This is a genomic window from Oerskovia sp. USHLN155 (genome assembly GCF_037145535.1).
GTDB lineage: Bacteria > Actinomycetota > Actinomycetes > Actinomycetales > Cellulomonadaceae > Oerskovia > Oerskovia rustica.
Genome location: NZ_JBBCXG010000002.1, coordinates 273,502 through 296,613 on the forward strand (window position 1 = coordinate 273,502; position 23,112 = coordinate 296,613).

Sequence of the window (23,112 nt, forward strand, 5' to 3'; positions counted from 1 at the left end):
GCGCCGGCGGCCCGGAGACCCGTCTCGGACGGGAGCACCCGTCTCACCAGCGCCGCAGCCGCCCCGCCCGACGGCGCCAATCACCTGGCGCCTCCCGCTCGCTGCTGGCTAGGGTCGCGAGATGAGTGCCTCCGGCCCACCCGACGCACGCGGGCGACTCGTCGAGGACCCCTTCGACCATCGGGTCACGGCGTCCGGGACCGTCCTGGCCTACCGGGGCGGGCGGCTGGTGGCGACGATCTCCGGCTCCCGGGCCGGACGGCTGATCGCCGCTCTGGAGACCGCCGACGCGGACCGGACGCAGCAGCTCCTGGCGCGAGCGACCGGGAACTACCGTCGGGGCAACGAACGGCGGTGACCCGGTAGAGCCTGCTCGGCCCGTCCCTCCGCGCCTCTGCGGCACCGGTGAGCCCGTGGACGGTCGGCGAGGGGGCGAATCACCCACCCGGTGACGTGCGACACATTCGACCTGTAACGGGTGAAAAGAGTCGCCGGGGAACGACGAAGGCCGCCTCCCTCGTGGGAGACGGCCTTCGTGTCGGGTGGAGCTGAGGGGACTCGAACCCCTGACCCCCTGCATGCCATGCAGGTGCGCTACCAGCTGCGCCACAGCCCCAGAACCATTGCTGGCCCCGTGCTTCCGTGAGGTTTTCCCCCTCGGAAGCATCGCTAGTTTATGCCGAAGTCGGCTGGAAAATCCAATCGGGTCCGGACGCCCACTCGTCGAGCGAGAAGTCGGCCCCGACGTTGTGCGCGACGAGCCTCCACGCCGGGTGCGCGTTGGCCCCCGAGCGCTGGAGCTGCGACCAGTGGACGTTGTTCAACCCGGAGATCCCCCGCCAGCTCGTCGGGTCCAGACCGAGCATGGCCGTGATGGCCAACGTGATCGCCGCGCCGTGCGAGACGACGACGAGCGTGTCCTTCTCGCCCAGCGCGTCGGCATGCTCGGCGACGGCCTCGACCATGCGGGCCGCGACGTCGGCCCGTGACTCGGCCCCCGCTCGTGCCGGCTCCTCGCCTCGGCGCCACGCCGCGTACTCGTCGGGCCAGCGCTCGGCGAGCTCCTCGCCCGTCATGCCCTCCCACTCGCCGAACCCGCGCTCGCGCAGACGCTCGTCGAGCGCGACGGGCAGGCCCGTCGCCTTCCCGTAGTACCCAGCGGTCTCGGCAGCCCGCGTCAGGTCCGAGGCGACGACGACCGTCGCAGCGTGCGCGGCCGCGAGCGACCGTGCCCCCTGCTCGGCCTGCCAGTGGCCCACGGCGTCCAGCGGGATGTCGACCTGCCCCTGGAGGCGCATGGCCGCGTTGTACTCGGTGCGCCCGTGGCGCAGGAAGACGACGGTACGAGCGCTCACGCCTGCGCGTCCTCCGCGAGGTGGATCGAGCCGTCGGACACGGCGTCCTCGGACGAGGACCCGTCTCCGCCTCGTGCGTCCTCGGGCAGCTCGATGACGGGGCAGTCCTTCCAGAGGCGCTCGAGCGCGTAGTAGACCCGGTCCTCCGAGTGCTGGACGTGCACGACGATGTCGCCGAAGTCGAGCAGGACCCAGCGAGCCTCCGACTTGCCCTCGCGGCGGATGGGCTTGACCCCGACCTTGTGCAGCTCTTCCTCGACGGCGTCCACGATCGCGGACACCTGCCGCTCGCTCGTCCCCGAGGCGATCAGGAAGACGTCGGTGAGCACGAGCTGCTCACTGACGTCCAGGGCGATGATCTCTTCGGCCTTGCGGTCCGATGCGGCGCGAGCCGCGATCACCGCAAGCTCGACAGCGCGTTCCGTTGCAGTCACGACTCTCCGTGTGTTTGTCTCGGGGCCTGTCAGGAGGACAGGCCGTGGTGGTACGTGGGGCTCGAGGCCAGCGCCTCGATGCCGACCGGGGCGGCGGGCTCGGCGATGCTCGGCCCTTCGCCCAGGAGGAGCTTCCAGATCAGCAGTCCGAGGACGAAGGCCACGGCGATGAGGATCAGGTAGTGCAGCCAGGTGTACGCGTGCCCGGGAGGCCGCTCGTCGACCGCGTCGTCCTCGTCGTCGTCCGCGCCACGAGCCGCAGGGCTCTGGCGGGCGCTCCCGGCGAGGGGGAACGGCGAGGCCTCGTCAGGTCCCTGGGAACCGGCGCTCGGCGCCCCCGGGAACGGGGAGGCCGGTGCTGGCTGCTGGCTCGGGGCCGACGCCTGCGTCTCCCACGGGAGGGCGGCGCGGGTGGGCTCCGGGGACTGCTGCGCGAGCCCGCTCGGCGTGCTCTGCTCCCAGGGCAGCGCCGCGGGGGCGGGGGCCGGGGTCGCGGCGGCACGCGGCGTCTCGGGTGCCGGGGTACGCGAGGCCACCGACTCCCGCGCGGGCGGGAAGGGCGAGGACGGCTGCGCCGGGGGGAAGGGCGCCGGCGCGTTCTGGGGCGCCGGCTCCGGAACCGGCGGTCGCGTCGACGTCGCGAAGGGCGACGGGGAGGTCGACGGGGCCCGCATGCTCTGGCGGACCGGGGGCGTCATCCCGGGAGGCGGGGTCTGCGCGGGGCGGATCGCGACCCGCTCGGCCGTCTCCTGGATCGGCGTGAGCCGACCGGTCTCGTCGACGCCACGCATGCCGCCCGTCATCGAGGGCGGTCGGACGACAGGCGCCTGCGTCGCGTGCCCGTCGGCGGGCGTCGGTGCGGACACGTCGCGCATCGACCGTCTCGACGGCGGTGGGCCTGCCGGGGCCTGGGCCTGGGCCGGCGGCGGTGCGTAGCCGCCTGGTGCGGACGGCGCAGCTCCTGCCGCCTGCTCGGCCGCCGCGGCTTCACGCTCGCGGATCTCTCGGCGCGTCAACGGGCGGACGGGCTGCATGCTCCCGTGCTGATCACTCATGATGCTGATCCTCTGTACAGGCCGTGCTTCGCGATGTACTGGACGACTCCGTCCGGCACCAGGTACCAGACCGGCTGGCCGGCCTCCGCCCGCTGCCGACAGTCGGTCGACGAGATGGCGAGCGCCGGGATCTCCAACGTGGAGACGACCCCGGGCGGCAGGCTGTCGACGCTGAGCCGGTGCCCCGGACGGGAGACCGCCACGAAGTGTGCCATCTTCCAGAGGTCGTCGGCATCCTTCCAGGTCAGCATCTGCTCGATCGCGTCGGCGCCGGAGATGAAGTAGAGGTCCGCCTCGGGTCGCTGCTCACGCAGGTCGCGCAGCGTGTCCACGGTGTAGGTGAGCCCCGGGCGGTCGACGTCGACCCGGCTCACGGTGAAGCGCGGGTTGGAGGCCGTCGCGATGACCGTCATGAGGTAACGGTGCTCGGGTGCGGTGACCTTCTGGTGCTGCTTGAAGCTGGGCTTGCCGGTGGGGACGAAGATGACCTCGTCGAGCTCGAAGCGGGCCGCGGCCTCGCTCGCAGCGACGAGGTGGCCGTGGTGGATGGGGTCGAACGTGCCACCCATCACCCCGAGCCGGGGCCGCCTGCTCGCCGTCATCTCCGAAGGATCCACCAGGGCCGGGGTCAGTGGCGGGTACCGACGCTACGGAAGGCGTAGGTCACGAGGAGCAGGCCGACGAGCACACCGAAGGCGACGACACCGAACCCGACGGGCGGGATCGGGAGGTGGGTGACGGCTTCGGCGTTCTCCTGGGCAACCTGTGCGGCAGCAGCGAGCACGATGTCCTCCTACGGGTTCTTGAGCGTGGTACGTGGTCAGCGGGTGATCGGCGCCGGGCGCTGATCGTCGTCCAGTCTCTCACGGTCGTGCAGGACGGTGAGCAGCATGTGATCAGGGCCGCACGTGGCCGTCGCCGTGCACGACCCACTTGGTCGTCGTGAGCTCCGCGAGACCCATGGGGCCGCGCGCGTGGAGCTTCTGGGTCGAGATGCCGATCTCGGCACCGAGCCCGAACTGCGCGCCGTCGGTGAACCGGGTCGAGGCGTTGACCATGATCGCCGCGGAGTCGAGCTCGGCCACGAACCGCTCCGAGGAGGCCAGGTCGCGGGTCACGATCGCCTCCGTGTGCCCCGAGGTCCAGGTCCGGATGTGCTCGAGCGCGGCGTCCAGGTCCGGGACGACGCGCACCGCGATCTCGGGCGCGAGGTACTCGCGGGCCCAGTCGTCGTCGGTCGCGGCGAGGATCTCGATGCCGTCGGGGGCGAGCTCGGCCGTCCGGGGGTCGCCGTGCAGCACGACACCGGCCCCGTCGAGGGCCGTGAGCGCGGCGGGCAGGAACTGCGGCGCGGCGTCGGCGTGGACGAGCAGCGTCTCGGCGGCGTTGCAGACCCCGACGCGCTGGGTCTTGGAGTTGAGCAGGATCTCCAGCGCGCTGGCCTGGTCGGCCGACGCGTCGACGTACACGTGACAGTTGCCCACGCCGGTCTCGATCACCGGCACCGTGGACTCGCGCACGACCGTCTGGATGAGGTCCGCTCCCCCGCGCGGGACGAGCACGTCGACGAGGCCGCGCGCGTGCATGAGCGCGACAGCGCCGGGGCGCCCGTGCCGGTCGATCGACTGGACGAGGTCCGCGGGCAGCCCCTGGGCCGCGAGCGCGCGCCCGAGGACCTCGACGATCACCTCGTTCGAACGTGCGGCGGCCGAGCCACCGCGCAGGATGACGGCGTTGCCGCTCTTGAGCGCGAGGCCCGCGGCGTCCACGGTCACGTTGGGGCGTGCTTCGTAGATCATGCCGACGACCCCCATGGGCACACGCACCTGGCGCAGGCGCAGGCCGTTGGGCAACGTCGAGCCGCGCACGACCTCGCCGACCGGGTCCGGCAGCGCGGCGAGCTCGCGCAACGCGTCGGCGATCGCGACGATCCGCTCGGGCGTGAGCGCGAGGCGGTCGAGGAGCCCGGCGGACGTGCCGTTCTCCCGTCCGCGTTCGAGGTCCTCCGCGTTGGCCGCGACGATCTCCTCGGTGGCCGCGACCAGGGCGTCGGCGAGCGCGTGCAGCGCGGCGTCCTTGGTGGCTCGCGTCGCGGTCGCGAGCGTGCGGGAGGCCGTCTTGGCGCGACGAGCCGTGTCCTCGACGTCGCGGGCGACGGACGGCGCGGGGGCCGTGGGGTCGTTCGCCTGCGGGGCGCCCGTGACGGTGGTCGCGGGCTGGTCGAGGTCGGAGGCGGGGCTGAGCGCGGTCATGCGACGAGCCTACGACGCACGCGCCGCGCCTGTCTGCGGCGTCCGACGGCTGACCGCGGTCATCCGCCGAGCAGCTCCATCTGGGGGTGCCGCTGCCCGCGGACGTCGTCCCGCGGCCAGAGCGCGCCGATCGCCTCGACCTGGTCCGCGCTCAGGCGTACGCGCGCGGCGGCCACGTTCTGCTCGAGGTACGTCCGGCGCTTGGTCCCGGGGATGGGCACGACGTGCTCCCCCTGCGCGAGGAGCCACGCGAGGGCGAGCTGCGCCGTCGTCACCTCGAGCGACGCCGCGACCTCCTCGAGGCGCGCGACGAGCGACCGGTTGTGCGCGAAGTCCTCGCCGCGGTAGCGAGCGTGGGCTCGCCGGACGTCGTCGGCCGCGAAGCCCTCTGTCCCGTCGACCGTCCCGGTGAGGATGCCGCGTCCCAGCGGCGAGAACGGCACGAACCCGACGCCGAGCTCGGTGAGCGCGGGCAGCACCTCGTCCTCGGGGTCGCGCGTCCACAGCGAGTACTCGCTCTGGACCGCGGTCACGGGGTGCACCGCGTGCGCGCGGCGGACCGTCTCGGCGGAGGCCTCCGAGAGCCCGACGTGGAGCACCTTGCCCGCCGCGACGAGCTCGGCGAGAGCACCGATCGTGTCCTCGACCGGTATCTGGGGATCCACGCGGTGCAGGTAGTAGAGGTCGAGCCGGTCCGTGCCGAGGCGGCTCAGGCTCGCGTCGATCGCGCGGCGCACGTAGGCGGGACGCCCGTCGACGGGCCGCCCGTCGGGGTGCCCACCGGCAGGCGGGAGACCCAGCTTGGACGCGATCACGACGGCGTCGCGGTGCGGCCCGAGGACCCGCCCGAGCAGCTCCTCGTTGCGACCGTCACCGTAGACGTCGGCCGTGTCGAACAGCGTGACACCCGCGTCGAGGGCCGCGTGCAGGGTGTCGGTCGCCTCGCGCTCGTCGGCCGCACCGTAGGCGTCGGTCACGGACATGCCGCCGAAGCCGATCGCCGAGACGACGAGCGGGCCGGCGGGCGCAGCGCCGCCGAGGGTGCGGGTGGGAAGGCTCATGGCACGCACCCGATCACCCCGCGGCCCCCGTGGCAACCCCTTTCCCCACCTCTCTCACATCGCGAGAAGGAGGGCCGGGGTCACGCAGGCTGGAAGGAGGCCTCGGTCGCAGGGGCCTCGGCAGGCGACGGCGCGGCCCGACGGCGCCGCGCGAGCACGTCGTCGAGCACCGAGCACGCCGTGGCCGCCACCGCGAGGAGCGCGGTGGCCGCGATCGCGCCCGCGAGCGCCGCGTCGTACCCCCGGGTCGCGACGCCCCCGACGAACGCCCCGGTCATCCCGGCGATGCACACGGTCGCCGAGACCCGCTGGGAGACCTGGAGCATCCCGGCGGCGACGCCGTGCTGCCCGGCGGGGGCCCGGTCGAGCGTCAGGGCCTGGTTGGTCGACATGCTCAGGCCGCCGGTGACCCCGGTCAGCACCTGCCCGACGACGAGGCTCACCACCACGAACCGGTCCGGCAGGAGCAGCACGGCCACGAACATCGCGACCGCGACCGGGACCTTGGCGGCGATCGCGCCGCTCACGCCGGCCCGCCCGAACCGTCGCACGAGCCGCCACGACAGGTTCGCCGCGACGACCGACGCGAGGGCGCCCGGGGTCGTGACGAGCCCCGCCTCGAACGGGGTGAGTCCCGCCCCTTCCTGGAGGTAGATCATGAGGATGGCCGAGAACCCGAGCGCCGAGCCGAACGTGCACGTCGCGACGAGGCAGCCGAGCGCGAACCCCGGCGCCCGGAGCAGCTCGGGCGAGAGCACCGGGCTCCTGCCCGCGCGGGCGTGCCGTCTCTCCCACCCGAACAGTGCTGCCGCACCCACGACGGCCACGCCCACCCAGGGCGCGCGGGCCGTCGACGAACCGGGCAGGACGAACGGCACGAGCAGGCCGATCGCGGTCACGGTGAGGAGCACCAGGCCCACGGGGTCGAGCCCAGGAGCCCCTCCGGGCCGTCGACCGGTGCGAGGTACGAAGCGCACGCACAGCGCCGCGGCGGCGAGCGCGAACGGGAGCGTGAGCACCAGGGAGACCCGCCAGCCCGTCGGCCCCGCCACGGCGAGCACGAGCCCGCCGACGAGCGGCGCGATCACGGCCGCGAACGCCCCGGTCGACGCATAGGCACCCAGGGCGCGCGCACGGGCGGGGCCCGCGAAGTGGTCCTGGAGGAGCCCGATCACCTGCGGGTTGGCCATGCCCGCCCCGATCCCCTGGACCAGGCGGGCCACGACCAGCACGTCCGCGTCCTGCGCGCTCGCGCTCACGACGCTCGTGAGCGCGAACAGGACCAGCCCGGTCACGAGGAACCACGCGCGCCCGTACCGGTCCCCCAGACGCCCGGCAGGCACCAGCGCGATCCCGAACGTCAGCGAGTATCCCGCGAGGATCCACTGGAGCTGGGCCGTGCTCGCCCCGAGACCGTCGCGCAGCGCGGGCGCCGCGACCGTGAGGACCGCGGAGTCGAGGAGGGTCGTGAAGCCCGTGGCCAGGCAGACGAGCAGGACACGGGTCTGGAGCGGGGTTCGAGAGCGTTCGGCGGTCACGGCGTCCCGGCGTCCGCGAGCGCGCGTCGCCCGGGGATGGCCGCGACGAGCTCGCGCGTGTACTCCTCGCGCGGGTCGAGGAGGATCCGGTCGGCCGTCCCCGTCTCGACGAGACGCCCCCGGTGCATCACGCCCACGTGGTCGGCGACCTGCCGGACCACCGCGAGGTCGTGCGAGATGAAGAGGTACGCCAGCCCGTGCTCGGCCTGGAGCGCGCTCAGCAGGTCGAGGATCTGGGCCTGGACCGAGACGTCGAGCGCCGAGACCGGCTCGTCGAGGACCACGAGGTCGGGACGCAGCGCCAGGGCGCGCGCGATCGCGACCCGCTGACGCTGCCCGCCCGACAGCTCCCGCGGCCCCCGTCCGAGCGCGGTCGCCGGGAGCGCGACCTGGTCGACGAGCTCGCGCACCCGGGCCCGGCGCGCGCGGGCGTCCCCCACCTTGTACGCGCGCAGCGGCTCCTCGACGATCTGCTCGACCGTAAAGCGCGGGTCGAGCGACGCGTACGGGCTCTGGTAGACGACCTGGAACCGTCGACGGAGCCTGCGCAGCTCCTCGCCGCGGGCCGCCGTGAGATCGGTCCCGTCGAGCAACAGCGAACCGGCCGTCGGCTGCTCGAGGCGCAGCACCAGGCGCGCCGTCGTGCTCTTGCCCGAGCCCGACTCGCCCACGAGCGCGAACGTCTGCCCGGCGTGCAGGTCGAAGCTCACGTCGTCGACCGCGACCAGCGAGCGCGCCGCGGCGCCGCGCGGCAGCGGGAACTCCTTGCGCAGCCCCCGCGCCTCGAGCAGAGGGGCCGACGACGCGACCTGCGTGCCGTCGTCGGGCCCGGCGGCTGGCCGTGACGTGGGAAGCACGGCGGCCCCCGACCCCAGGCGGGTGCTCGCGAGGCTCGGCGCGGCCGCGATGAGCTCGCGCGTGTACGGGTGCTGCGGGTCCGTGAGGACGCTGCGCGCGGGGCCCTCCTCCACGACCCGGCCGTGCCGCAGGACCACGATGCGGTCGGCGCGGTCGGCGGCCACCCCCAGGTCGTGCGTGATGAGGAGCACCGCCGTGCCGAGCGTCGAGCGCAGCAGCTCGATGTGGTCGAGGATGCGGCGCTGGACCGTGACGTCGAGCGCGCTCGTGGGCTCGTCGGCGATCACCAGGTCGGGCCCGGCGGCGATCGCGATCGCGATGAGGACGCGCTGGCGCATGCCGCCCGAGAGCTGCGACGGGTACTGCCTGGCGCGAGCGGCCGGGTCGTCGAGGCCCGCCTTCTCCAGGAGGTCGACCGCGCGCCTGCGCGCCTCGCGACGACGAGCGAGGCCGTGGATCACGAGGACCTCCGCGACCTGGTCGCCCACGCGCTGGACCGGGTTGAGCGAGACGGTCGGGTCCTGCGGGACCAGGCCGATCCTGCGCCCGCGCACCTCGCGCCACTCGCCCTCGCTCAGCCCGGTCAGGTCCTGGCCGCCGAACCGGATCGTGCCCGACGTGCGGCGACCACCGCGCGGCAGCAGGTTGACGACCGCGTGGGCCGTGGTGCTCTTGCCGGACCCCGACTCGCCCACCAGCGCGACGACCTCGCCCGCACGGACCTGGAGCGAGACCCCGTCGACGGCGGGCGCGTCACCTCCCGCCGTCGTGCGGTAGCCGACGCGCAGGTCCTGGACGTCCAGCAGGACGTCGTCGTGCACGGGGACGCTCATCGGTCCTCTCCGTCCTTCTCGAGCGATCGGGAGATGCGGTTGGCCGACAGCACGACCGCGACGATCACGAGCCCCGGCAGCGTCGTGAGCCACCACGCGGACGCGAGGTAGTCGCGGCCGCCGGACACCAGCGCGCCCCACTCCGGGGTCGGCGGCGCGGCCCCGTAGCCCAGGAAGCTCAGGGCCGAGATCGCGAGGACGGACGACCCCAGCTCGAGCGCGGTCAGCGCGACCACCGGGCCCGCCGAGTTGGGCAGGATGTGACGGCGCAGCACCGTGTACCAGCGCACGCCCGACGCACGGGCGGCCTCGACGTACGTCGTCGACGACGTCCGCAGCGCCTCCGCACGCATCACGCGCGCGAACGCCGCGATCGTCGTGATGCCGACCGCGATCGCCACCTTGACCGTGCCGAACCCCAGCACCGTGATGATCGCGAGCGAGAGCAGCAGGCTCGGCACCGCGAGCAGCACGTCGACGACACGCCCCACGACGTCGTCGACCCACCCCCGCAGGAAGCCTGCGAGCAGGCCCAGCAACGAGCCGACCGACAGTCCCAGTGCGACCGCGATCACGGTCGCGCTCAGCGACAGCCACGAGCCGTGCACGACCCGGGCGTACACGTCGCGACCCAGGTGGTCCGTGCCGAACAGGTGCTCCGCGCTCGGCGCCTGCAGGCGGTCCGTCGGGACCCCCGTGATCGGGTCCTGGGCCGCGAAGACGCCCGGCGCGAGCGCCCACGCGACCACGAGCAGCAGGAACAGCACCGCGAGCAGCAGGCCGGGGCGGCGCAGCACCGCGAGCCCCGACCGGCCGAGCGTGCGCGCCGACGAGCGCACTCCCCTGGTACGCCGGTGCGCGGCCTCGAGCGGGGCCGGGCCGGCGAGGGCCGCATGCGCGTGCGGCGCATCGGGCCCGGCCGGCGCGTCCGGCCCGTCCGGCGCGGACACGTCCGGGGGCAGCGTCTCCGGGACGGTGTAGGTGTCGAGTCGTGCGGTCATGATGTCCTCCTCCGTGCCCTCACGCCGCGGCGGAGGGCTGGCGGGTGGTGATCCGGGGGTCGAGCACGGGGTAGAGCAGGTCCACCAGCAGGGTCACGACGACGAAGACCACGGCCGAGAAGACCACGATCGCCTGGACCACGGGCACGTCCTGCTGGTTGACCGCGGTCACCGTCAGCCGACCGACGCCGGCCCGGGAGAAGACCGTCTCGGTCACGACCGCACCGGCCAGGAGCCCCCCGACCGTCACCCCGAGCACCGTGAGCGCCGGGATGGAGGCGTTGCGCAGGGCGTGACCGAAGTGCACGCGGGCCCGCCCCGCCCCCTTGGCCCGGGCGGTCTCGACGTAGGGCTCGGCCAGGGTCTGGCGCAGGCTGCGCGAGAGAACCTGCGCGAACGCGGCGCTCGCGGGGATCGCGAGCGTGAACGCCGGCAGGACGAGGCTTTCGAAGCCCTCGTTCCCCATGGCGGGGAACAGCCTCAGCTCGAACGAGAACCACTGGAGCAGGAGCAGCCCCACCCAGAACGTCGGCAACGAGATGCCCAGGGCAGGCAGCGACGTGAGCGTGTGCCGGAGCCAGCGGGCACGCGGGTAGGTGCTCGCGAGCGCGAGCGCCGCTCCCCCGGCGAGCGCGAGACCCAGCGCGAGGGCCGTGAGCTGCAGCGTGGGGGGCAGGGCCTCGGCCAGGAGCTTCGTGGCGGGCGCCCCCGAGGAGAAGGAGCGCCCGAAGTCCAGGTGCAGCGCGCCCCAGAGACCGTGCGCGTACTGGACCAGGACAGGGCGGTCGAGCCCCTGCTCGGCACGCAGGCGCGCGACGAGCTCGGGGTCCGAGAGATCGCCGTCGGCTCCGGCGGCCTTGATCGAGGCCGCGTCGCTCGGCAGGACGTAGAGCAGGAAGAAGGAGATCGTGAAGGCCGCCCAGAGGACGAAGCCTCCCTGCCCCAGGCGGCGGGCGATGTACCGGCCCATGGTCGGCTCCTCTCGGGTGGTGACGTGCAGGTCGTGACGCGCGGTTGGACGGATCGGTCGCGGGAGCGCCGGCTCGGCGGGACACGCGACGCGTCCCGCCGAGCCGCTACCTCAGTCCTGCTGGACCCAGGCGCCGTAGAAGTCGAGGCGGGTCGACGCCTCGAAGCCCAGGCCGTGGACCGTGTCGGCCGCCGCGATCGTCGTCGAGAGCTCGTAGACCGGGATCGCGTGGCCCTCCTGCACCAGGAGACGCGCAGCCTGGGTCACGAGCTCCTGCCGCTCGGCCGGGTCGGTCGACGCGGCCGAGCGATCGAGCAGCACGTCGACTTCCTCGGGTGCCCGCTTGTTGATGTTGCGCGCGTTGGCCGAGAAGATCGTGCGCAGCACGTCGGGGTCCGAGCGCGTCAGGTTGTAGTAGTCGAAGTCGAAGTCTCCGGACTTCTTGAGCTCGGTGGACTCGGCGACCGTGACCTGCTTGAGCTGGAGGTCCACACCGATCTTCGCGAGCTGCTGCTGGACGAGCTCGAGCGGCTCGGCCACCTGCCAGAACGTGACGGTGGTGGACAGCCGCTGTCCGTCCTTGACCCGCACGCCGTCGGCACCCTTGACCCAGCCGGCGTCGTCGAGGAGCTCTTCCGCACCGTCCGGGTCGTACGCCAGGTCGTCCGAGACGTCGGCCCACAGCGGGGTCGAGTGCGACAGCACGCTCGTCGCGGGCTCGTCCTGCGGGGTCAGCAGGGTCGCAGCGATCTCCTCGCGGTCGATGCCCTTGCTGATCGCCTGCCGCACTGCGGGGTCGGCGGCGAGCGGTCGCGACTCGTTGGGGAAGAGGTTGAAGACGACGCCCGGGTTCGCCCGGTACGCGAGCCAGAAGCCGTTGCCGTCGAACTGCGGCAGGTCGACCGTGCTGATGGCCGCGGTCGCGTCGATCTGGCCCGAGAGCAGGCTGCCGGTCCGCACGCTGGCCTCGGGCACGAACTTCACGGTCACGGTGTCGAGGTACGCCTCACCCGTGTGGTCGTCGGCCCCGGAGGCCCAGTCGTAGCCGGCGACCTTCTCGAGCACGACCTCCTGGTCGAACGTGTACGACTTCACCGCGAACGGCCCGGAGCCCACGAACTTCCCGGCGCACCGGTCCTCGACGCTGAGCGCGGCGGACGCGGGCGAGAGCAGACCGAGCGAGAAGGTCGAGGACGCCTGGAGGAACTGAGCGCTGGGGGCTGAGAAGTCGACCCGCACGGTGCGGGGGTCCACGACCGTGGTCCCCTCGTACCCGACGAGGTAGGCCGAGCCGAGCGAGGCCGCTGCCCCGAGCTCGACGATCTTGTCGAAGTTCGTCTTGACGGCGGCCGCGTCGATCGGCGTGCCGTCGGCGAACGTCGGCCCCTCCCGGAGCGTGAACGTGAAGCTCGTCGCGTCCGCGTCGACCTCCCAGCTCTCGGCGAGCCACGGCAGGATCTCCCCCGTGTCCGGGTCCTGCGCGGTGAGCGAGGCCACGGTCTGACGGGCCGAGGCGATCGCGTCGTTGTTCCCGACCTGCTGCGGGTCGATGCAGTGCGAGTCGACCGTGACCGCGAAGGTGAGGTTGCCGCCCGGGACGGGCTCCGCCGTCGGACCGGGGGACGTGCCGTCCGCCGTGCTGCCGCCACCGGTGCCGCACGCCCCGAGCAGGAGCGCCGTCGCGGCGAGGGAGGCCGCGGCGAGCGCGCGGCGGGACGGGGCCGTACGGCCGCCGGGGCCCGAGGGCCAGGTCGAGAGGGACATGCGAGAGGTGCTCCTTCGGTCGTGCGCGCCGTCGGACCGGCAGTGCCGGGGCGCTGAGGGGTCGCCGACGGACCGTGGGTGCGTCGGATCGACGCCGGGCTCACGGCGAGCGGCGGTGGGGAGCCGTCGAGGGGACGGCGGAGGGGGGACGCGGGGTGTCGGCCGTGCGTCAGGTGCAGCGGGGGTTCAGCAACGTGTCAGCGACAACAGGGCGCGAGGGGTCTGGCTCCGCCGAGGCGGCACACCGCCCTGCGGTCGTGCTCCTGTTCCGTCCCGAGTGCGCGCATCGCCCGTTCCTCCGTGTGCTTACCGCGCCCGACGGGTCGCGGTCAGGTACCACCCGGAGCACCCCGTCACGTCGAAGGGTTGCTGGCCAGCGAGCCGGGTCTTGGCGCTGGCGCTCTTCACCTGCCGCACAGGAAAGCCTCCCGGGGGCGAGGAGTCAAGGGGTGAGAGCGCCGTCCCACGCATTGAGACGCCGGGAGCGCGAGACGGGGCCCGTCGACCCGGGTCGGGGTCGGCGGGCCCCGTCAGGGGGCGCGCGAGGGGCGCGTCGGCCGCGACGAGCCGCGCTCAGGACGCCTTGCGCTTGCGCCCCACGAGCACGAGGTCGTCGCGGTGCACGATCTCCCGGTCGTACCCCTCGCCCAGCCTGTCGCGCAGCTCGTGCGTCGAACGCCCGAGCAGGTCCGGGATGTCGCTCGAGTCGAACGCGACGAGGCCGCGCGCGATCACGCGCCCGTCGGGCGCGACGAGCTCGACGGGGTCGCCGGCGTCGAAGTCGCCCGTGACGCCGACCACGCCCGCGGGCAGCAGCGACGCGCGTCCGCCCAGGACCGCGGTGACCGCTCCCTCGTCGAGCTCGAGGCGCCCGCGCGTGCGGGCGGCGTGCGCAAGCCACAGGCGCCGGCGCGTCGTGCGCTTGCCGGTCACCGCGAACCACGTCCCGACCTCGCGCCCCGCGAGGGCGCCCTCGGCGTGCGCGGCCTTGGTCAGGACGACCGGGATGCCCGAGCCCGTCGCGATGCGCACCGACTCGAGCTTGGTGAGCATGCCGCCCGTCCCGATCGAGCTGCCGCGGCCGGTGACCTCGATGCCCTCGAGGTCGAGCGCGGACCGGACCTCGCGGATCCGCTGGGTGCCGGGGCGCGAGGGCGGCCCGTCGTACAGGCCGTCGACGTCGGTCAGCAGGACCATCGCGTCGGCGCGGACCAGGTGCGAGACCAGGGCAGCGAGGCGGTCGTTGTCACCGAAGCGGATCTCGTCCGTCGCGACCGCGTCGTTCTCGTTGACGACCGGCACGATCCCCAGGTCCAGCAGACGCTCGAGCGAGCGCTGCGCGTTGCGGTAGTGCCCGCGGCGGATGGTGTCCTCGGCCGTGAGGAGCACCTGGCCCACGCGGATGCCGTACTCGGCGAACGCCTGGGCGTAGCGGGCGACGAGGAGGCCCTGGCCCACCGAGGCCGCGGCCTGGGCCGTCGCGAGGTCGCGAGGTCGTGCGCTCAGGCCGAGCGGTCCGATCCCCGCGGCGATCGCCCCCGACGTCACGAGCACGACCTGCCCGCCCGCTGCGTGGCGGGCCGCGATCACGTCGACGAGCGCGTGGAGGGCAGGGACGCTGAGGTGCCCGTCCGGTCCGGTGAGGGAGGAGGAGCCGATCTTGACGACGACCCGGTGGGCCGTGGCGACCTGGGAGCGTGCGGAGAGCGCATTCACGGGCTCATCATCCCGCGCCGGGCGCCCGGACGGGGCGCCGTTTCAGCGTGTGACACCTCACGGTGGGAGGGCGTGGGCACCTGCTCCCCCGCCGGCCCGACGACGCCGCTCCCCTCCGGGCGCTCGTCTCGCCCGCCCGCAGGGTCGGCACCACCCGGGGACGCCGCAGGGCGGGCACGACCCGAGGGCCGTACCCGCCCTGTGGGCGGACGTGCGATGTCGACGACCCGTCGACCCGTACGGGGTCAGTCCTGGTCGGGGTCCGTCCAGTGACCGGACTCGCGCTCGGTCCACAGCTCGGCACGGGCCTCGGCCTTGGCGTCCATGCGCTCGGTGTACTCGCGACGCTTGTCCGAGCGCGTGGGGCGGGAGGTGTCCTCGAGCCGCAGGTCGGAGCCGCGCGGGCCGCCGAGGAGCTCGGAGCCCGTGATGAGCGTGGGCTCCCAGTCGAACACGACAGCGTTCTTGTCCGAACCGATGCGTACCTCGTCGCCCGCGACGGCACCGGCCTTGAAGAGCTTCTCCTCGACGCCGAGGCGTGCGAGACGGTCCGCGAGGTAGCCCACGGCCTCGTCGTTCGAGAAGTCGGTCTGGCGGACCCAGCGCTCGGGCTTGGAGCCGCGGACCTCGTAGTAGAAGCCGGTCTCGGCGCCACCCTTGCGGGTCACGGTGAAGCCCGCGTCGTCGACAGCCTTGGGGCGCAGGATCGTGCGCGCCGGCGCGGGAGCCGGGGCGTCACGGCGAGCCTGGTCGACGAGCTCGGCGAGCGCGAACGTCAGGGGGCGCAGGCCCTCGTGGCTCGCGGTCGAGATCTCGAAGACGCGCAGGCCGCGGGCCTCGAGGTCGGGGCGCACGAGCTCGGCGAGCTCGCGGGCCTCGGGCACGTCGATCTTGTTGAGCACCACGAGGCGCGGGCGCTCGTTGAGCGGGAGCCGGGCCCCTTCGATGTCGAGGTCGCCCGCGTAGGCGTCGAGCTCGGCCTCGAGCGCCTCGAGGTCGGAGATCGGGTCACGACCGGGCTCGAGCGTCGCGCAGTCGAGCACGTGCACGATCACGGCGGTGCGCTCGATGTGGCGCAGGAACTCGAGGCCGAGCCCCTTGCCCTGGCTCGCGCCGGGGATGAGGCCGGGGACGTCGGCGACCGTGTAGCGCGAGTCGCCCGCCTGGACCACGCCCAGGTTGGGGACGAGGGTCGTGAACGGGTAGTCGGCGATCTTGGGCCGGGCCGCGGAGATCGCGGCGACGAGCGAGGACTTGCCGGCGCTCGGGAAACCGACGAGCGCGACGTCGGCGATCGACTTGACCTCGAGGACGAAGTCGGCCTCCTCGCCGGGCTCGCCGAGCAGCGCGAAGCCGGGCGCCTTGCGGCGCTGGGAGGCGAGCGCGGCGTTGCCGAGGCCACCCCGGCCACCGGCGGCGGCGACGTACTCGGCACCCTCGCCGACGAGGTCGGCCAGGACGTTGCCGTCCGTGTCCTTGATCACGGTGCCGTCGGGCACGCGCAGGATCAGGTCCCCGCCGTTGGCGCCCGCGCGGTGGTCGCCCATGCCCTGGGTGCCGGAGGTCGCGTGGCGGTGCGGCGAGTGGTGGAACTCGAGGAGCGTCGTGGTCTGGGAGTCGACGACGATCCGCACGGTCCCACCATCACCCCCGTTGCCGCCGTCAGGGCCGGCGAGCGGCTTGAACTTCTCCCGGCGGATGGAGGCGCAACCGTTGCCGCCGTCACCGCCGGAGGCGTGCAGGACGACGCGGTCGACGAACGTGGCCATGGAAATGGTCCTCTCAAGCAGGGGGGAAGAACACCAGGAGGGGCGCACCGCGTCGGTGCGCCCCTCCTGTCAAGCGTGCTGCGTCGTGGATCAGGCCTCGGCCGAGACGATGTCGACGACCTTGCGCCCGCGGCGCGTACCGAACTGGACCGCACCGGCGGTCAGGGCGAACAGCGTGTCGTCGCCACCGCGACCGACGTTGTTGCCCGGGTGGAAGTGGGTGCCGCGCTGGCGGACGATGATCTCGCCGGCGCTGACGACCTGGCCACCGAAGCGCTTCACGCCGAGGCGCTGGGCGTTGGAGTCACGACCGTTGCGCGAGGAGCTCGCGCCCTTCTTGTGTGCCATGTCGAACCTGCTTTCGTGCTGGAAGAAGAGGGGGTGGGATCACCTGCGGCGGCCCTCACGAGCCACCGAGGAAGTCACTTGATGCCGGTGACCTTGAGGCGGGTCAGCTGCTGACGGTGACCCTGGCGCTTGCGGTAGCCGGTCTTGTTCTTGTACTTGAGGATCGTGATCTTCGGGCCCTTTTCGTCCCGGACGACCTCAGCAGTGACCTTGACCTTCGCGAGCGCCGCAGCGTCGTGGGTCACCTTCTCCCCGTCCACCAGCAGGATCGCAGGAAGCTCGACGGACTGTCCGGCACCAGCCGACAGACGGTCGACGACGACGATATCGCCGACGGACACCTTCTCCTGGCGGCCACCGGCCTTGACGATCGCGTACACCACGTTGTTGCTCATCTCTTCTAGTCTTGGCGTGCTCGCCATGTCTGGTCGTCTTGGCAGGACTCAACACACCGTGGCGTGCGAGTGCGACCGGACCATGGGCACACGGGACCAGTGCGCACCGAGCGCACCGACGTTCAAGGGTACGGGAATCTCGGAGGCAGGGTCAAATAGCCGCCCTCCCCTCCACGGGTCAAGCCGACGCGCCCGCCCGGACCTCCGTCAGTCGAGGACGAAGGTGACCTCGAGCGCCACCTGCCAGGCGACGATCTTCCCGTCCCTGACCTCGACCTTCTGCTCCTTGACCCACGCGCCCGTGAGGTTGCGCAGCGTCTCGCTCGCCCTCTCGATCCCGGTCTTCACCGCGTCGTCGAAGCTCACGTCGGACCGTGCACTGATCTGGGTGATGCGCGCTACCGAGCCGCTCATGACGTCCTCCGCCGTCCAGGGCGGACGCCTCGTCGCGTCCGCGCACCCCTCCACGATCCCCCGCGGGGCGTCGGCGCGCCAGTGCGCGGCCGCCGAGCCGTGCGTCGGCCGTGCCGAAGCGCCGCTCGACGTCAGCGCAGCCGCGCCGCGAGCCCCGCGACGATCACGTCGGCGCCGAACCCGAACCGCTCGTCGAAGCCGCGGGCGCCGTCAGCATCACCGACACCTCCGACACCTCCGACACCTCCGACACCGTCGACGTCGTCAGCGCCCGCACCACCGACCGCCTGCTCCTCGACGACGAAACCCAGGACGAAGCTGAGCACGGTCCCCCAGGCGCGCGCGGCGTCGTCGGGCGCGAAGCCTGCGGACGCGAGGATGCCCAGCGGGACCTCGACCGCGTCGCGCAGCGCCTCGTCCGTGACGAGGGTGCCACTGAAGACGCGCGCGCCGTCGCGGTGCGCGAGCAGCATGCGGCGCAGGTTCGTCGCGGAGTCGCGCACGCAGTCCTGCCAGGGCGACCCGGCAACGGTCGCCTCGTCCCAGGCCTCGCCGTCGACGAGGTCGCGCAGCATGGTGGCGGCCATCTCGTGGAGCAGGTCGGCCTTGCTCGCGAAGTGCCAGTAGAGCGCGGGCGCCTTGACGCCGAGGTCCTGGGCGAGCCTGCGCAGGGTCAGCCCGTCGAGACCGACCTCGTCGAGCAGCGCGAGCGCCGCGCGCACGACACGCTCCCGGTCCAGCCGCTCGGCCATCGCCCGACCTCCTCGGATCGTCGGCGGCCACGGGTCGGCCGCACGCCCTCACCTTGACACCTTAACAATGTTCAGCAACTCTAACGTTGTTAGATTGAACAACGTTAAGGAGACTCCGGTGCGCGTCCTGATCGTGATCGACCACCCCTACGAGGGCAGCTACAGCCGGGCGCTCGCCGCCGCGGCGATCCGCGGTGCGACGAGCGCCGGGCACGACGTCGACGTGATCGACCTCGACCTCGACGACTTCGACCCCGTGGTCCGACGCGCAGACCTGGGCGCGTGGCGCGAAGGACGGACCGTCGACCCCCGGGCCGCCGAGTACCAAGGACGCCTGGCCGCGGCCGACCACCTCGTCCTGGTCCACCCCGTCTGGTGGGAGGTCATGCCCGCACGCCTCAAGGGCTTCTTCGACAAGGTCCTGGTCCCCGGCTTCGCGTACACCGAGAGCCGGGTCGGGACGCTCCAGGGGACGCTCGGGCTCTCGGGCGTCACGCTCGTGACGACCATGACGACCCCCGGGCCGCTCTACCGCCTGTGGTTCGGCGCCCCCGTGCACCGCGTCGTGGCCCGCGGGGTCTTCGGCCAGCTCGGCGTGCCACGGGTCCGTTGGGTCAACCACCCCCGCGTCGCCGAGGTCTCCCCGGCCCGGCGGGCACGGTGGCTCACGGCGCTCGAGCGCCGGTTCGCGAGCCTCCCCGAGCCCTCGGACCGGGCGCGCGACCGCGCGGCCCGCCGGACCGCCGCACGACCGGCGGCCGTGCGAGGCGTTGCCGAGCACGAGCCCGCGGCACGCCCCGCCGCCTGACGGCCCGCGACACCCCCAGCACGACGAAGGACCCCGGCCGGAGCCGGGGTCCTTCGGTGGTGCGGGGTGGTCGACGGGTCAGGCGTTCGCCTGCCCGTTCGACTCCGCGGCCGAGGCCTGGGCGATCTGCGCACGGACGTCGTCCATGTCGAGACCCTTGACGGCCTCGACGACCTGCTCCAGAGCGGGTGCGGGGAGCGCGCCCGGCTGCGAGAAGACGAGGACGCCCTCGCGGAACGCCATGAGCGTCGGGATCGAGGTGATGTTCGCGGCGGCGGCGAGCGACTGCTCGGCCTCGGTGTCGATCTTGCCGTGCACGACGTCGGGGTGGGTCTCCGAGGACGCCTCGAACACCGGGGCGAACTGGCGGCACGGGCCGCACCACGACGCCCAGAAGTCCACCAGGACGATGTCGTTGTCCTTGATGGTCTGCTCGAACGTGGCGCCGGTGAGTTCCTGGGTTGCCATGAAGGTCCTTCCTGAGGGGTTCACCAGGTGCAGCAACGGGTCCCCGGGAGGTATTCCCGGCCCGCGGGCGAACATACGCCGGGTTCCTCCCGGCCGCCTGCCGGTACCCGGGACCCCGACCTCCACCACGGTGACCCAGGTCACGTCTAGGCTGTGGCGCGTGGAACGCCTCAGGCCGCGCACGATCGCGGGATACGCCATCGGTTCGGTCGGCACGGGCGGCTTCGGCACGCTGCCCGGCCTCATGCTCCTGTACTACCTGACGGACGCGCTCGCCGTGCCGGCCGCGGTCGCAGGCCTGGTCGTCACGGGCGCGAAGGTCTGGGACGTCGTGATCGACCCGTTCATCGGGTACGGCAGCGACCGCGACCTGGCCCGCACGGGCTCGCGGCGGCGCTTCATGACGATCGGCGCGTGCACGATCCCCGTGTTCTTCGCGCTGACGTTCGCGGTCCCCGGCGGGGCCTCGACGGCCGCGGCCTCGATCTGGGTGCTCGTGGCCTTCCTGCTCGCGGCCACGGCGTTCTCGCTGTTCCAGGTGCCGTACATCGCGCTGCCCGCGGAGATCGCGCCGACGTACGACGAGCGCACGCGCCTCATCAGCTGGCGGGTCGCGACCCTCGCGTTCGCGATCCTGCTGTTCGGCGCGGGCGGCCCGGTGCTGCGTGGCGAGACGAGCTCGCTGTCGGGATACCTCACGCTGGGCGTGGTCGCAGGCCTGGTCATCGGGGCCGGCATGTTCGTCGCGTCCCGGGTGGCCCCGCGCGCCGAGCGCGCCGCCGGCCCGACGGCGTCGCTCCCCCCGGGTGCGCACGCCGCGGCCCCGCAGGCGGCCACGTCGGCCGCGGGCGCGTTCCGCCTCGCGGTCTCGGAGGCCGTCGCGACGCTGCGCCGCAGCCAGCCCTTCCGGGTCCTGCTCACGGCGTTCTTCCTCCAGGCCCTCGCGACGGGTCTCATGCTCGCGGCCGCGAACTACGTCGCGACCTACGTCCTCGAGTCGACACTCGCGGTGAGCCTGCTGTTCGCGGCGCTCATCGCGCCCGCGCTGCTGGTCATGCCGCTCTGGAACCGGCTCGCGCGCCGGGTCGGCAAGGAGCGCAGCTTCGTCCTCGCGAGCTCGCTGTTCGCGGTCGCGACGCTGTGCATGGTGCCGCTCGCGTGGGCTCCGGGCGCCTGGGTGTACCTGCCGACCGCTCTCGCCGGCGTCGGGTACGCGGGCATGCAGGCGCTCCCGCTCGCGATGCTGCCCGACGTGATCGCGCACGACGCCCGCACGGTCCCCGTCACGGGTCAGGGCCCGTCCGACCGTGGCGGGGCGTTCAGCGGCGTGTGGACCGCGGGCGAGACGACGGGCATGGCGTTCGGCGCCGGGCTGCTGAGCCTCGTGCAGTGGGTCACGGGCTACCAGTCGTCGAGCGCGGGCTTCACACCTGAGCAGACGACGGCCGCGGTGGACGGCATCGCGCTCTCGTTCTCGCTGGTCCCAGCGGTTCTTGTCGCGCTGAGCCTCCTGGCCCTCGTACGCTATCGACTGCGCAGGGGCGACATCGACGTGCCCACCGAGGAGCCCGCAGCGCATGAGCGCCCTTGACGACAACCCCCTGCCCGCCCCGCCCGTCCTGCGGACCGAGGGCATCCTCGACCGCCTCGCAGCGCTGCGGGCGGCCGACGCCCCGACGCACGGGGGCCGCGTGCTCTCGTACGTCTACGACCCGGACCTGGCCGAGCTCGACGCCCTCGCGGGCGACGCGATCCGCGCGGTCCAGCCGCTCAACGCCCTGGATCCCACGACGTTCTCGTCGGTCGCGGTCATGGAGCGCGAGCTCGTGGCCTTCGCGCGCGACGTGCTCCACGGGACGGGCGCGCAGGACGCGAGCGGCGTCGTCGGGACGGTGACGTCCGGCGGGACCGAGAGCTGCCTGCTCGCCGTCAAGACCGCCCGTGACGCGTTCCTCGCGGCTCACCCGCCGCGGGCCGACGGCACGCCGCACACGCTCGCGACGCTCGGCTTCGCCCCCAAGGTCGTGGCACCGAGCACGGTGCACGCCGCGTTCCACAAGGCCGCGACGTACCTGGGGCTCGACCTCGTGCTGGTCCCCGTGGACCCCGCGTCGTGCCGCGCGGTCCCGGCCGCCATGGCTGCGGCCGTGGGAGACGGGAGCGACGTCGCGCTCGTCGTCGTCTCCGCGCCGTCGTACCCGCACGGGGTCGTGGACCCGGTCGAGGAGGTCGCGGCGTCCGCGAGCGCCCTGGGCGTCCCGGTGCACGTGGACGCGTGCGTGGGCGGGTGGGTGCTGCCCTTCTGGCCCGACGACGTCGCACACGTCCCGCCCTTCGACTTCCGTGTGCCGGGGGTCACCTCGATCTCCGCCGACGTCCACAAGTACGGCTACGCCCCCAAGGGCGCCTCGGTCCTGCTCACGCGCGACCGTGACCGGCAGCGCCACCAGCTGTTCGCGACGACACGCTGGCCGGGATACCCGGTCGTGAACTCGACGATCATGGGCTCGAAGTCGGCGGGGCCGCTCGCCGCGGCCTGGGCCGTGACGCAGGCGCTCGGCGTGCCGGGCTACCGGGCCGTGACGGCACGGTGCGCCGTCGCGACGGTCACGCTGCGCGAGGTGCTCGACGCGATCGAGGGCCTGCGCGTCGTCGGCGACCCGGTCGGGCCCCTCGTGGCGGTCACGACCGACGAGTCGGTGCCCGCGGAACGGCGGGTCGACCCGCACGTGTGGTCGGACGCGGTCCGGGCGAGCGGGTTCGTGCTCCAGCCGCAGCCCGGCTACACCCAGCCCGACGGCTCGCGACTGCCGCACACGACGCACCTCACGGTGACCCCCGTGACGGCGGGCGTGGTCGACGAGCTGGGTGCCGCGCTGGTCACCGCCGCGCAGGCCGTGCGCGGTGTGCCACGCCCCGACCCGCAGGAGGTCCTGGGCGCCCTGGTCGCGACGCTCGCCCCAGGGGTCCCGGCGCCCGAGGTGCTCTCGGCCCTGGGGGCTCTCGACGCGCGCACGGCGTGGGACCTCGTGCAGGCCGCCGTGCTCGGTGGCTCCGACCCGCGGGGCGGTGACGCCCCCGAGCCGGGCACGGGCCCCATGGCTCCGCTGCTGGCCCTCGTCGAGGCGCTGCCGTCCGCGGTCGGCGAGCGCCTGCTCATCGAGCTCATCGCGCGTCTCGCAGAGCCCGTGGCGCCGCCGGTCGACGCCCTGGCGGCGGAGCCCGGGGGCTCCTGAGCCACGACCGGCGGGTGGGGCCGGGTCCGTGCAGCCACCGCTGCCCCGGACCCGGCCCCGCCCACCGGGTTCGGCGCGAGTCCGC

Annotated in this window: 23 protein-coding genes, 1 tRNA gene and 1 riboswitch; of the genes, 4 read left to right on the top strand and 20 right to left on the bottom strand. The window is 73.4% G+C overall.

The window, feature by feature from the left end; translation table 11 throughout:
- Positions 1 to 121: 121 nt before the first annotated feature.
- Positions 122 to 358, top strand: coding sequence for a hypothetical protein (locus WFH32_RS04150; RefSeq protein WP_191794316.1), 237 nt, complete (start codon positions 122 to 124; stop codon positions 356 to 358).
- Between the two features lie 185 nt (positions 359 to 543).
- On the opposite strand, the gene WFH32_RS04155 is transcribed toward WFH32_RS04150, so the two are convergent.
- The 19 genes from WFH32_RS04155 to WFH32_RS04245 form a co-directional block, all read right to left on the bottom strand.
- Positions 544 to 616, bottom strand: a tRNA-Ala gene (locus WFH32_RS04155).
- Between the two features lie 58 nt (positions 617 to 674).
- A complete protein-coding gene (locus WFH32_RS04160) occupies positions 675 to 1,355 on the bottom strand; it encodes a histidine phosphatase family protein (protein WP_191794317.1) in 681 nt (226 codons plus the stop codon).
- The gene (gene rsfS / locus WFH32_RS04165; RefSeq protein WP_138824025.1) at positions 1,352 to 1,789 is read right to left on the bottom strand and encodes a ribosome silencing factor; all 438 of its coding nucleotides are present in this window, start codon (positions 1,787 to 1,789) and stop codon (positions 1,352 to 1,354) included. Before rsfS ends, WFH32_RS04160 begins: the two co-directional genes overlap by 4 nt.
- Before the next feature lie 29 nt (positions 1,790 to 1,818).
- Entirely contained in the window at positions 1,819 to 2,844 is a 1,026-nt protein-coding gene (locus tag WFH32_RS04170) for a hypothetical protein (protein ID WP_336706304.1), read from the bottom strand.
- Positions 2,841 to 3,446: a nicotinate-nucleotide adenylyltransferase gene (gene nadD / locus WFH32_RS04175; protein ID WP_191794319.1), complete on the bottom strand. Its 606-nt coding sequence runs from the start codon at positions 3,444 to 3,446 to the stop codon at positions 2,841 to 2,843. The genes WFH32_RS04170 and nadD overlap by 4 nt, the downstream gene beginning before the upstream one ends.
- 26 nt (positions 3,447 to 3,472) lie before the next feature.
- Complete coding sequence (locus tag WFH32_RS04180) at positions 3,473 to 3,628, bottom strand: hypothetical protein (RefSeq protein ID WP_164984101.1); 156 nt, start codon at positions 3,626 to 3,628, stop codon at positions 3,473 to 3,475.
- 112 nt (positions 3,629 to 3,740) lie between these two features.
- On the bottom strand, positions 3,741 to 5,096 hold the full coding sequence (locus WFH32_RS04185) for a glutamate-5-semialdehyde dehydrogenase (RefSeq protein WP_336706305.1): 1,356 nt from the start codon (positions 5,094 to 5,096) through the stop codon (positions 3,741 to 3,743).
- A 59-nt stretch (positions 5,097 to 5,155) separates the two neighbouring features.
- Positions 5,156 to 6,157 (bottom strand): aldo/keto reductase, encoded by a 1,002-nt coding sequence (locus WFH32_RS04190; protein ID WP_191794321.1) that lies wholly within the window; start codon positions 6,155 to 6,157, stop codon positions 5,156 to 5,158.
- An 80-nt stretch (positions 6,158 to 6,237) separates the two neighbouring features.
- Positions 6,238 to 7,695, bottom strand: a complete 1,458-nt coding sequence (locus tag WFH32_RS04195; protein WP_336706306.1) for an MFS transporter — start codon at positions 7,693 to 7,695, stop codon at positions 6,238 to 6,240.
- A complete protein-coding gene (locus tag WFH32_RS04200; protein WP_191794323.1) occupies positions 7,692 to 9,386 on the bottom strand; it encodes a dipeptide ABC transporter ATP-binding protein in 1,695 nt (564 codons plus the stop codon). Before WFH32_RS04200 ends, WFH32_RS04195 begins: the two co-directional genes overlap by 4 nt.
- Positions 9,383 to 10,387, bottom strand: a complete 1,005-nt coding sequence (locus WFH32_RS04205; protein WP_191794324.1) for an ABC transporter permease — start codon at positions 10,385 to 10,387, stop codon at positions 9,383 to 9,385. The genes WFH32_RS04200 and WFH32_RS04205 overlap by 4 nt, the downstream gene beginning before the upstream one ends.
- A gap of 19 nt (positions 10,388 to 10,406) precedes the next feature.
- Positions 10,407 to 11,357 (bottom strand): ABC transporter permease, encoded by a 951-nt coding sequence (locus WFH32_RS04210; protein ID WP_191794325.1) that lies wholly within the window; start codon positions 11,355 to 11,357, stop codon positions 10,407 to 10,409.
- A gap of 111 nt (positions 11,358 to 11,468) precedes the next feature.
- Positions 11,469 to 13,121: an ABC transporter substrate-binding protein gene (locus tag WFH32_RS04215; protein ID WP_336706307.1), complete on the bottom strand. Its 1,653-nt coding sequence runs from the start codon at positions 13,119 to 13,121 to the stop codon at positions 11,469 to 11,471.
- A gap of 297 nt (positions 13,122 to 13,418) precedes the next feature.
- A riboswitch (SAM riboswitch) is annotated at positions 13,419 to 13,530 on the bottom strand.
- A gap of 164 nt (positions 13,531 to 13,694) precedes the next feature.
- On the bottom strand, positions 13,695 to 14,837 hold the full coding sequence (gene proB / locus WFH32_RS04220; protein ID WP_191794327.1) for a glutamate 5-kinase: 1,143 nt from the start codon (positions 14,835 to 14,837) through the stop codon (positions 13,695 to 13,697).
- A gap of 245 nt (positions 14,838 to 15,082) precedes the next feature.
- Positions 15,083 to 16,606 (bottom strand): GTPase ObgE, encoded by a 1,524-nt coding sequence (gene obgE / locus WFH32_RS04225; protein ID WP_336706308.1) that lies wholly within the window; start codon positions 16,604 to 16,606, stop codon positions 15,083 to 15,085.
- A gap of 90 nt (positions 16,607 to 16,696) precedes the next feature.
- Positions 16,697 to 16,954 (bottom strand): 50S ribosomal protein L27, encoded by a 258-nt coding sequence (rpmA, locus tag WFH32_RS04230; protein WP_030151568.1) that lies wholly within the window; start codon positions 16,952 to 16,954, stop codon positions 16,697 to 16,699.
- Positions 16,955 to 17,028: 74 nt separating this feature from the next.
- Positions 17,029 to 17,337: a 50S ribosomal protein L21 gene (gene rplU, locus WFH32_RS04235; protein ID WP_191789147.1), complete on the bottom strand. Its 309-nt coding sequence runs from the start codon at positions 17,335 to 17,337 to the stop codon at positions 17,029 to 17,031.
- A gap of 219 nt (positions 17,338 to 17,556) precedes the next feature.
- Positions 17,557 to 17,763, bottom strand: coding sequence for a dodecin family protein (locus WFH32_RS04240; protein ID WP_056651409.1), 207 nt, complete (start codon positions 17,761 to 17,763; stop codon positions 17,557 to 17,559).
- Between the two features lie 131 nt (positions 17,764 to 17,894).
- A complete protein-coding gene (locus tag WFH32_RS04245) occupies positions 17,895 to 18,515 on the bottom strand; it encodes a TetR/AcrR family transcriptional regulator C-terminal domain-containing protein (RefSeq protein ID WP_336706309.1) in 621 nt (206 codons plus the stop codon).
- Positions 18,516 to 18,582: 67 nt separating this feature from the next.
- Between WFH32_RS04245 and WFH32_RS04250 the strand changes: the two genes are divergently transcribed.
- Positions 18,583 to 19,323: an NAD(P)H-dependent oxidoreductase gene (locus tag WFH32_RS04250; RefSeq protein ID WP_191794330.1), complete on the top strand. Its 741-nt coding sequence runs from the start codon at positions 18,583 to 18,585 to the stop codon at positions 19,321 to 19,323.
- 78 nt (positions 19,324 to 19,401) lie between these two features.
- Here the strand turns inward: WFH32_RS04250 and trxA are convergent, their stop codons facing one another.
- The gene (gene trxA / locus WFH32_RS04255) at positions 19,402 to 19,791 is read right to left on the bottom strand and encodes a thioredoxin (protein ID WP_336706310.1); all 390 of its coding nucleotides are present in this window, start codon (positions 19,789 to 19,791) and stop codon (positions 19,402 to 19,404) included.
- Between the two features lie 160 nt (positions 19,792 to 19,951).
- Between trxA and WFH32_RS04260 the strand changes: the two genes are divergently transcribed.
- Both WFH32_RS04260 and WFH32_RS04265 read left to right on the top strand, forming a co-directional pair.
- A complete protein-coding gene (locus tag WFH32_RS04260; protein ID WP_318243932.1) occupies positions 19,952 to 21,382 on the top strand; it encodes an MFS transporter in 1,431 nt (476 codons plus the stop codon).
- On the top strand, positions 21,369 to 23,027 hold the full coding sequence (locus tag WFH32_RS04265; protein ID WP_336706311.1) for a pyridoxal phosphate-dependent decarboxylase family protein: 1,659 nt from the start codon (positions 21,369 to 21,371) through the stop codon (positions 23,025 to 23,027). Before WFH32_RS04260 ends, WFH32_RS04265 begins: the two co-directional genes overlap by 14 nt.
- Positions 23,028 to 23,112 lie beyond the last annotated feature (85 nt).

Coding starts and splice junctions, on each gene's coding strand:
- WFH32_RS04150 (WP_191794316.1), top strand. CDS start 122: ATGAGTGCCTCCGGCCCACCCGACGCACGCGGGCGACTCGTCGAGGAC.
- trxA (WP_336706310.1), bottom strand. CDS start 19,791: ATGGCAACCCAGGAACTCACCGGCGCCACGTTCGAGCAGACCATCAAG.
- WFH32_RS04205 (WP_191794324.1), bottom strand. CDS start 10,387: ATGACCGCACGACTCGACACCTACACCGTCCCGGAGACGCTGCCCCCG.
- rpmA (WP_030151568.1), bottom strand. CDS start 16,954: ATGGCACACAAGAAGGGCGCGAGCTCCTCGCGCAACGGTCGTGACTCC.
- WFH32_RS04190 (WP_191794321.1), bottom strand. CDS start 6,157: ATGAGCCTTCCCACCCGCACCCTCGGCGGCGCTGCGCCCGCCGGCCCG.
- WFH32_RS04185 (WP_336706305.1), bottom strand. CDS start 5,096: ATGACCGCGCTCAGCCCCGCCTCCGACCTCGACCAGCCCGCGACCACC.
- WFH32_RS04170 (WP_336706304.1), bottom strand. CDS start 2,844: ATGAGTGATCAGCACGGGAGCATGCAGCCCGTCCGCCCGTTGACGCGC.
- obgE (WP_336706308.1), bottom strand. CDS start 16,606: ATGGCCACGTTCGTCGACCGCGTCGTCCTGCACGCCTCCGGCGGTGAC.
- WFH32_RS04245 (WP_336706309.1), bottom strand. CDS start 18,515: ATGGCCGAGCGGCTGGACCGGGAGCGTGTCGTGCGCGCGGCGCTCGCG.
- WFH32_RS04240 (WP_056651409.1), bottom strand. CDS start 17,763: ATGAGCGGCTCGGTAGCGCGCATCACCCAGATCAGTGCACGGTCCGAC.
- WFH32_RS04200 (WP_191794323.1), bottom strand. CDS start 9,386: ATGAGCGTCCCCGTGCACGACGACGTCCTGCTGGACGTCCAGGACCTG.
- WFH32_RS04210 (WP_191794325.1), bottom strand. CDS start 11,357: ATGGGCCGGTACATCGCCCGCCGCCTGGGGCAGGGAGGCTTCGTCCTC.
- WFH32_RS04215 (WP_336706307.1), bottom strand. CDS start 13,121: ATGTCCCTCTCGACCTGGCCCTCGGGCCCCGGCGGCCGTACGGCCCCG.
- WFH32_RS04250 (WP_191794330.1), top strand. CDS start 18,583: ATGTTCAGCAACTCTAACGTTGTTAGATTGAACAACGTTAAGGAGACT.
- nadD (WP_191794319.1), bottom strand. CDS start 3,446: ATGACGGCGAGCAGGCGGCCCCGGCTCGGGGTGATGGGTGGCACGTTC.
- WFH32_RS04265 (WP_336706311.1), top strand. CDS start 21,369: ATGAGCGCCCTTGACGACAACCCCCTGCCCGCCCCGCCCGTCCTGCGG.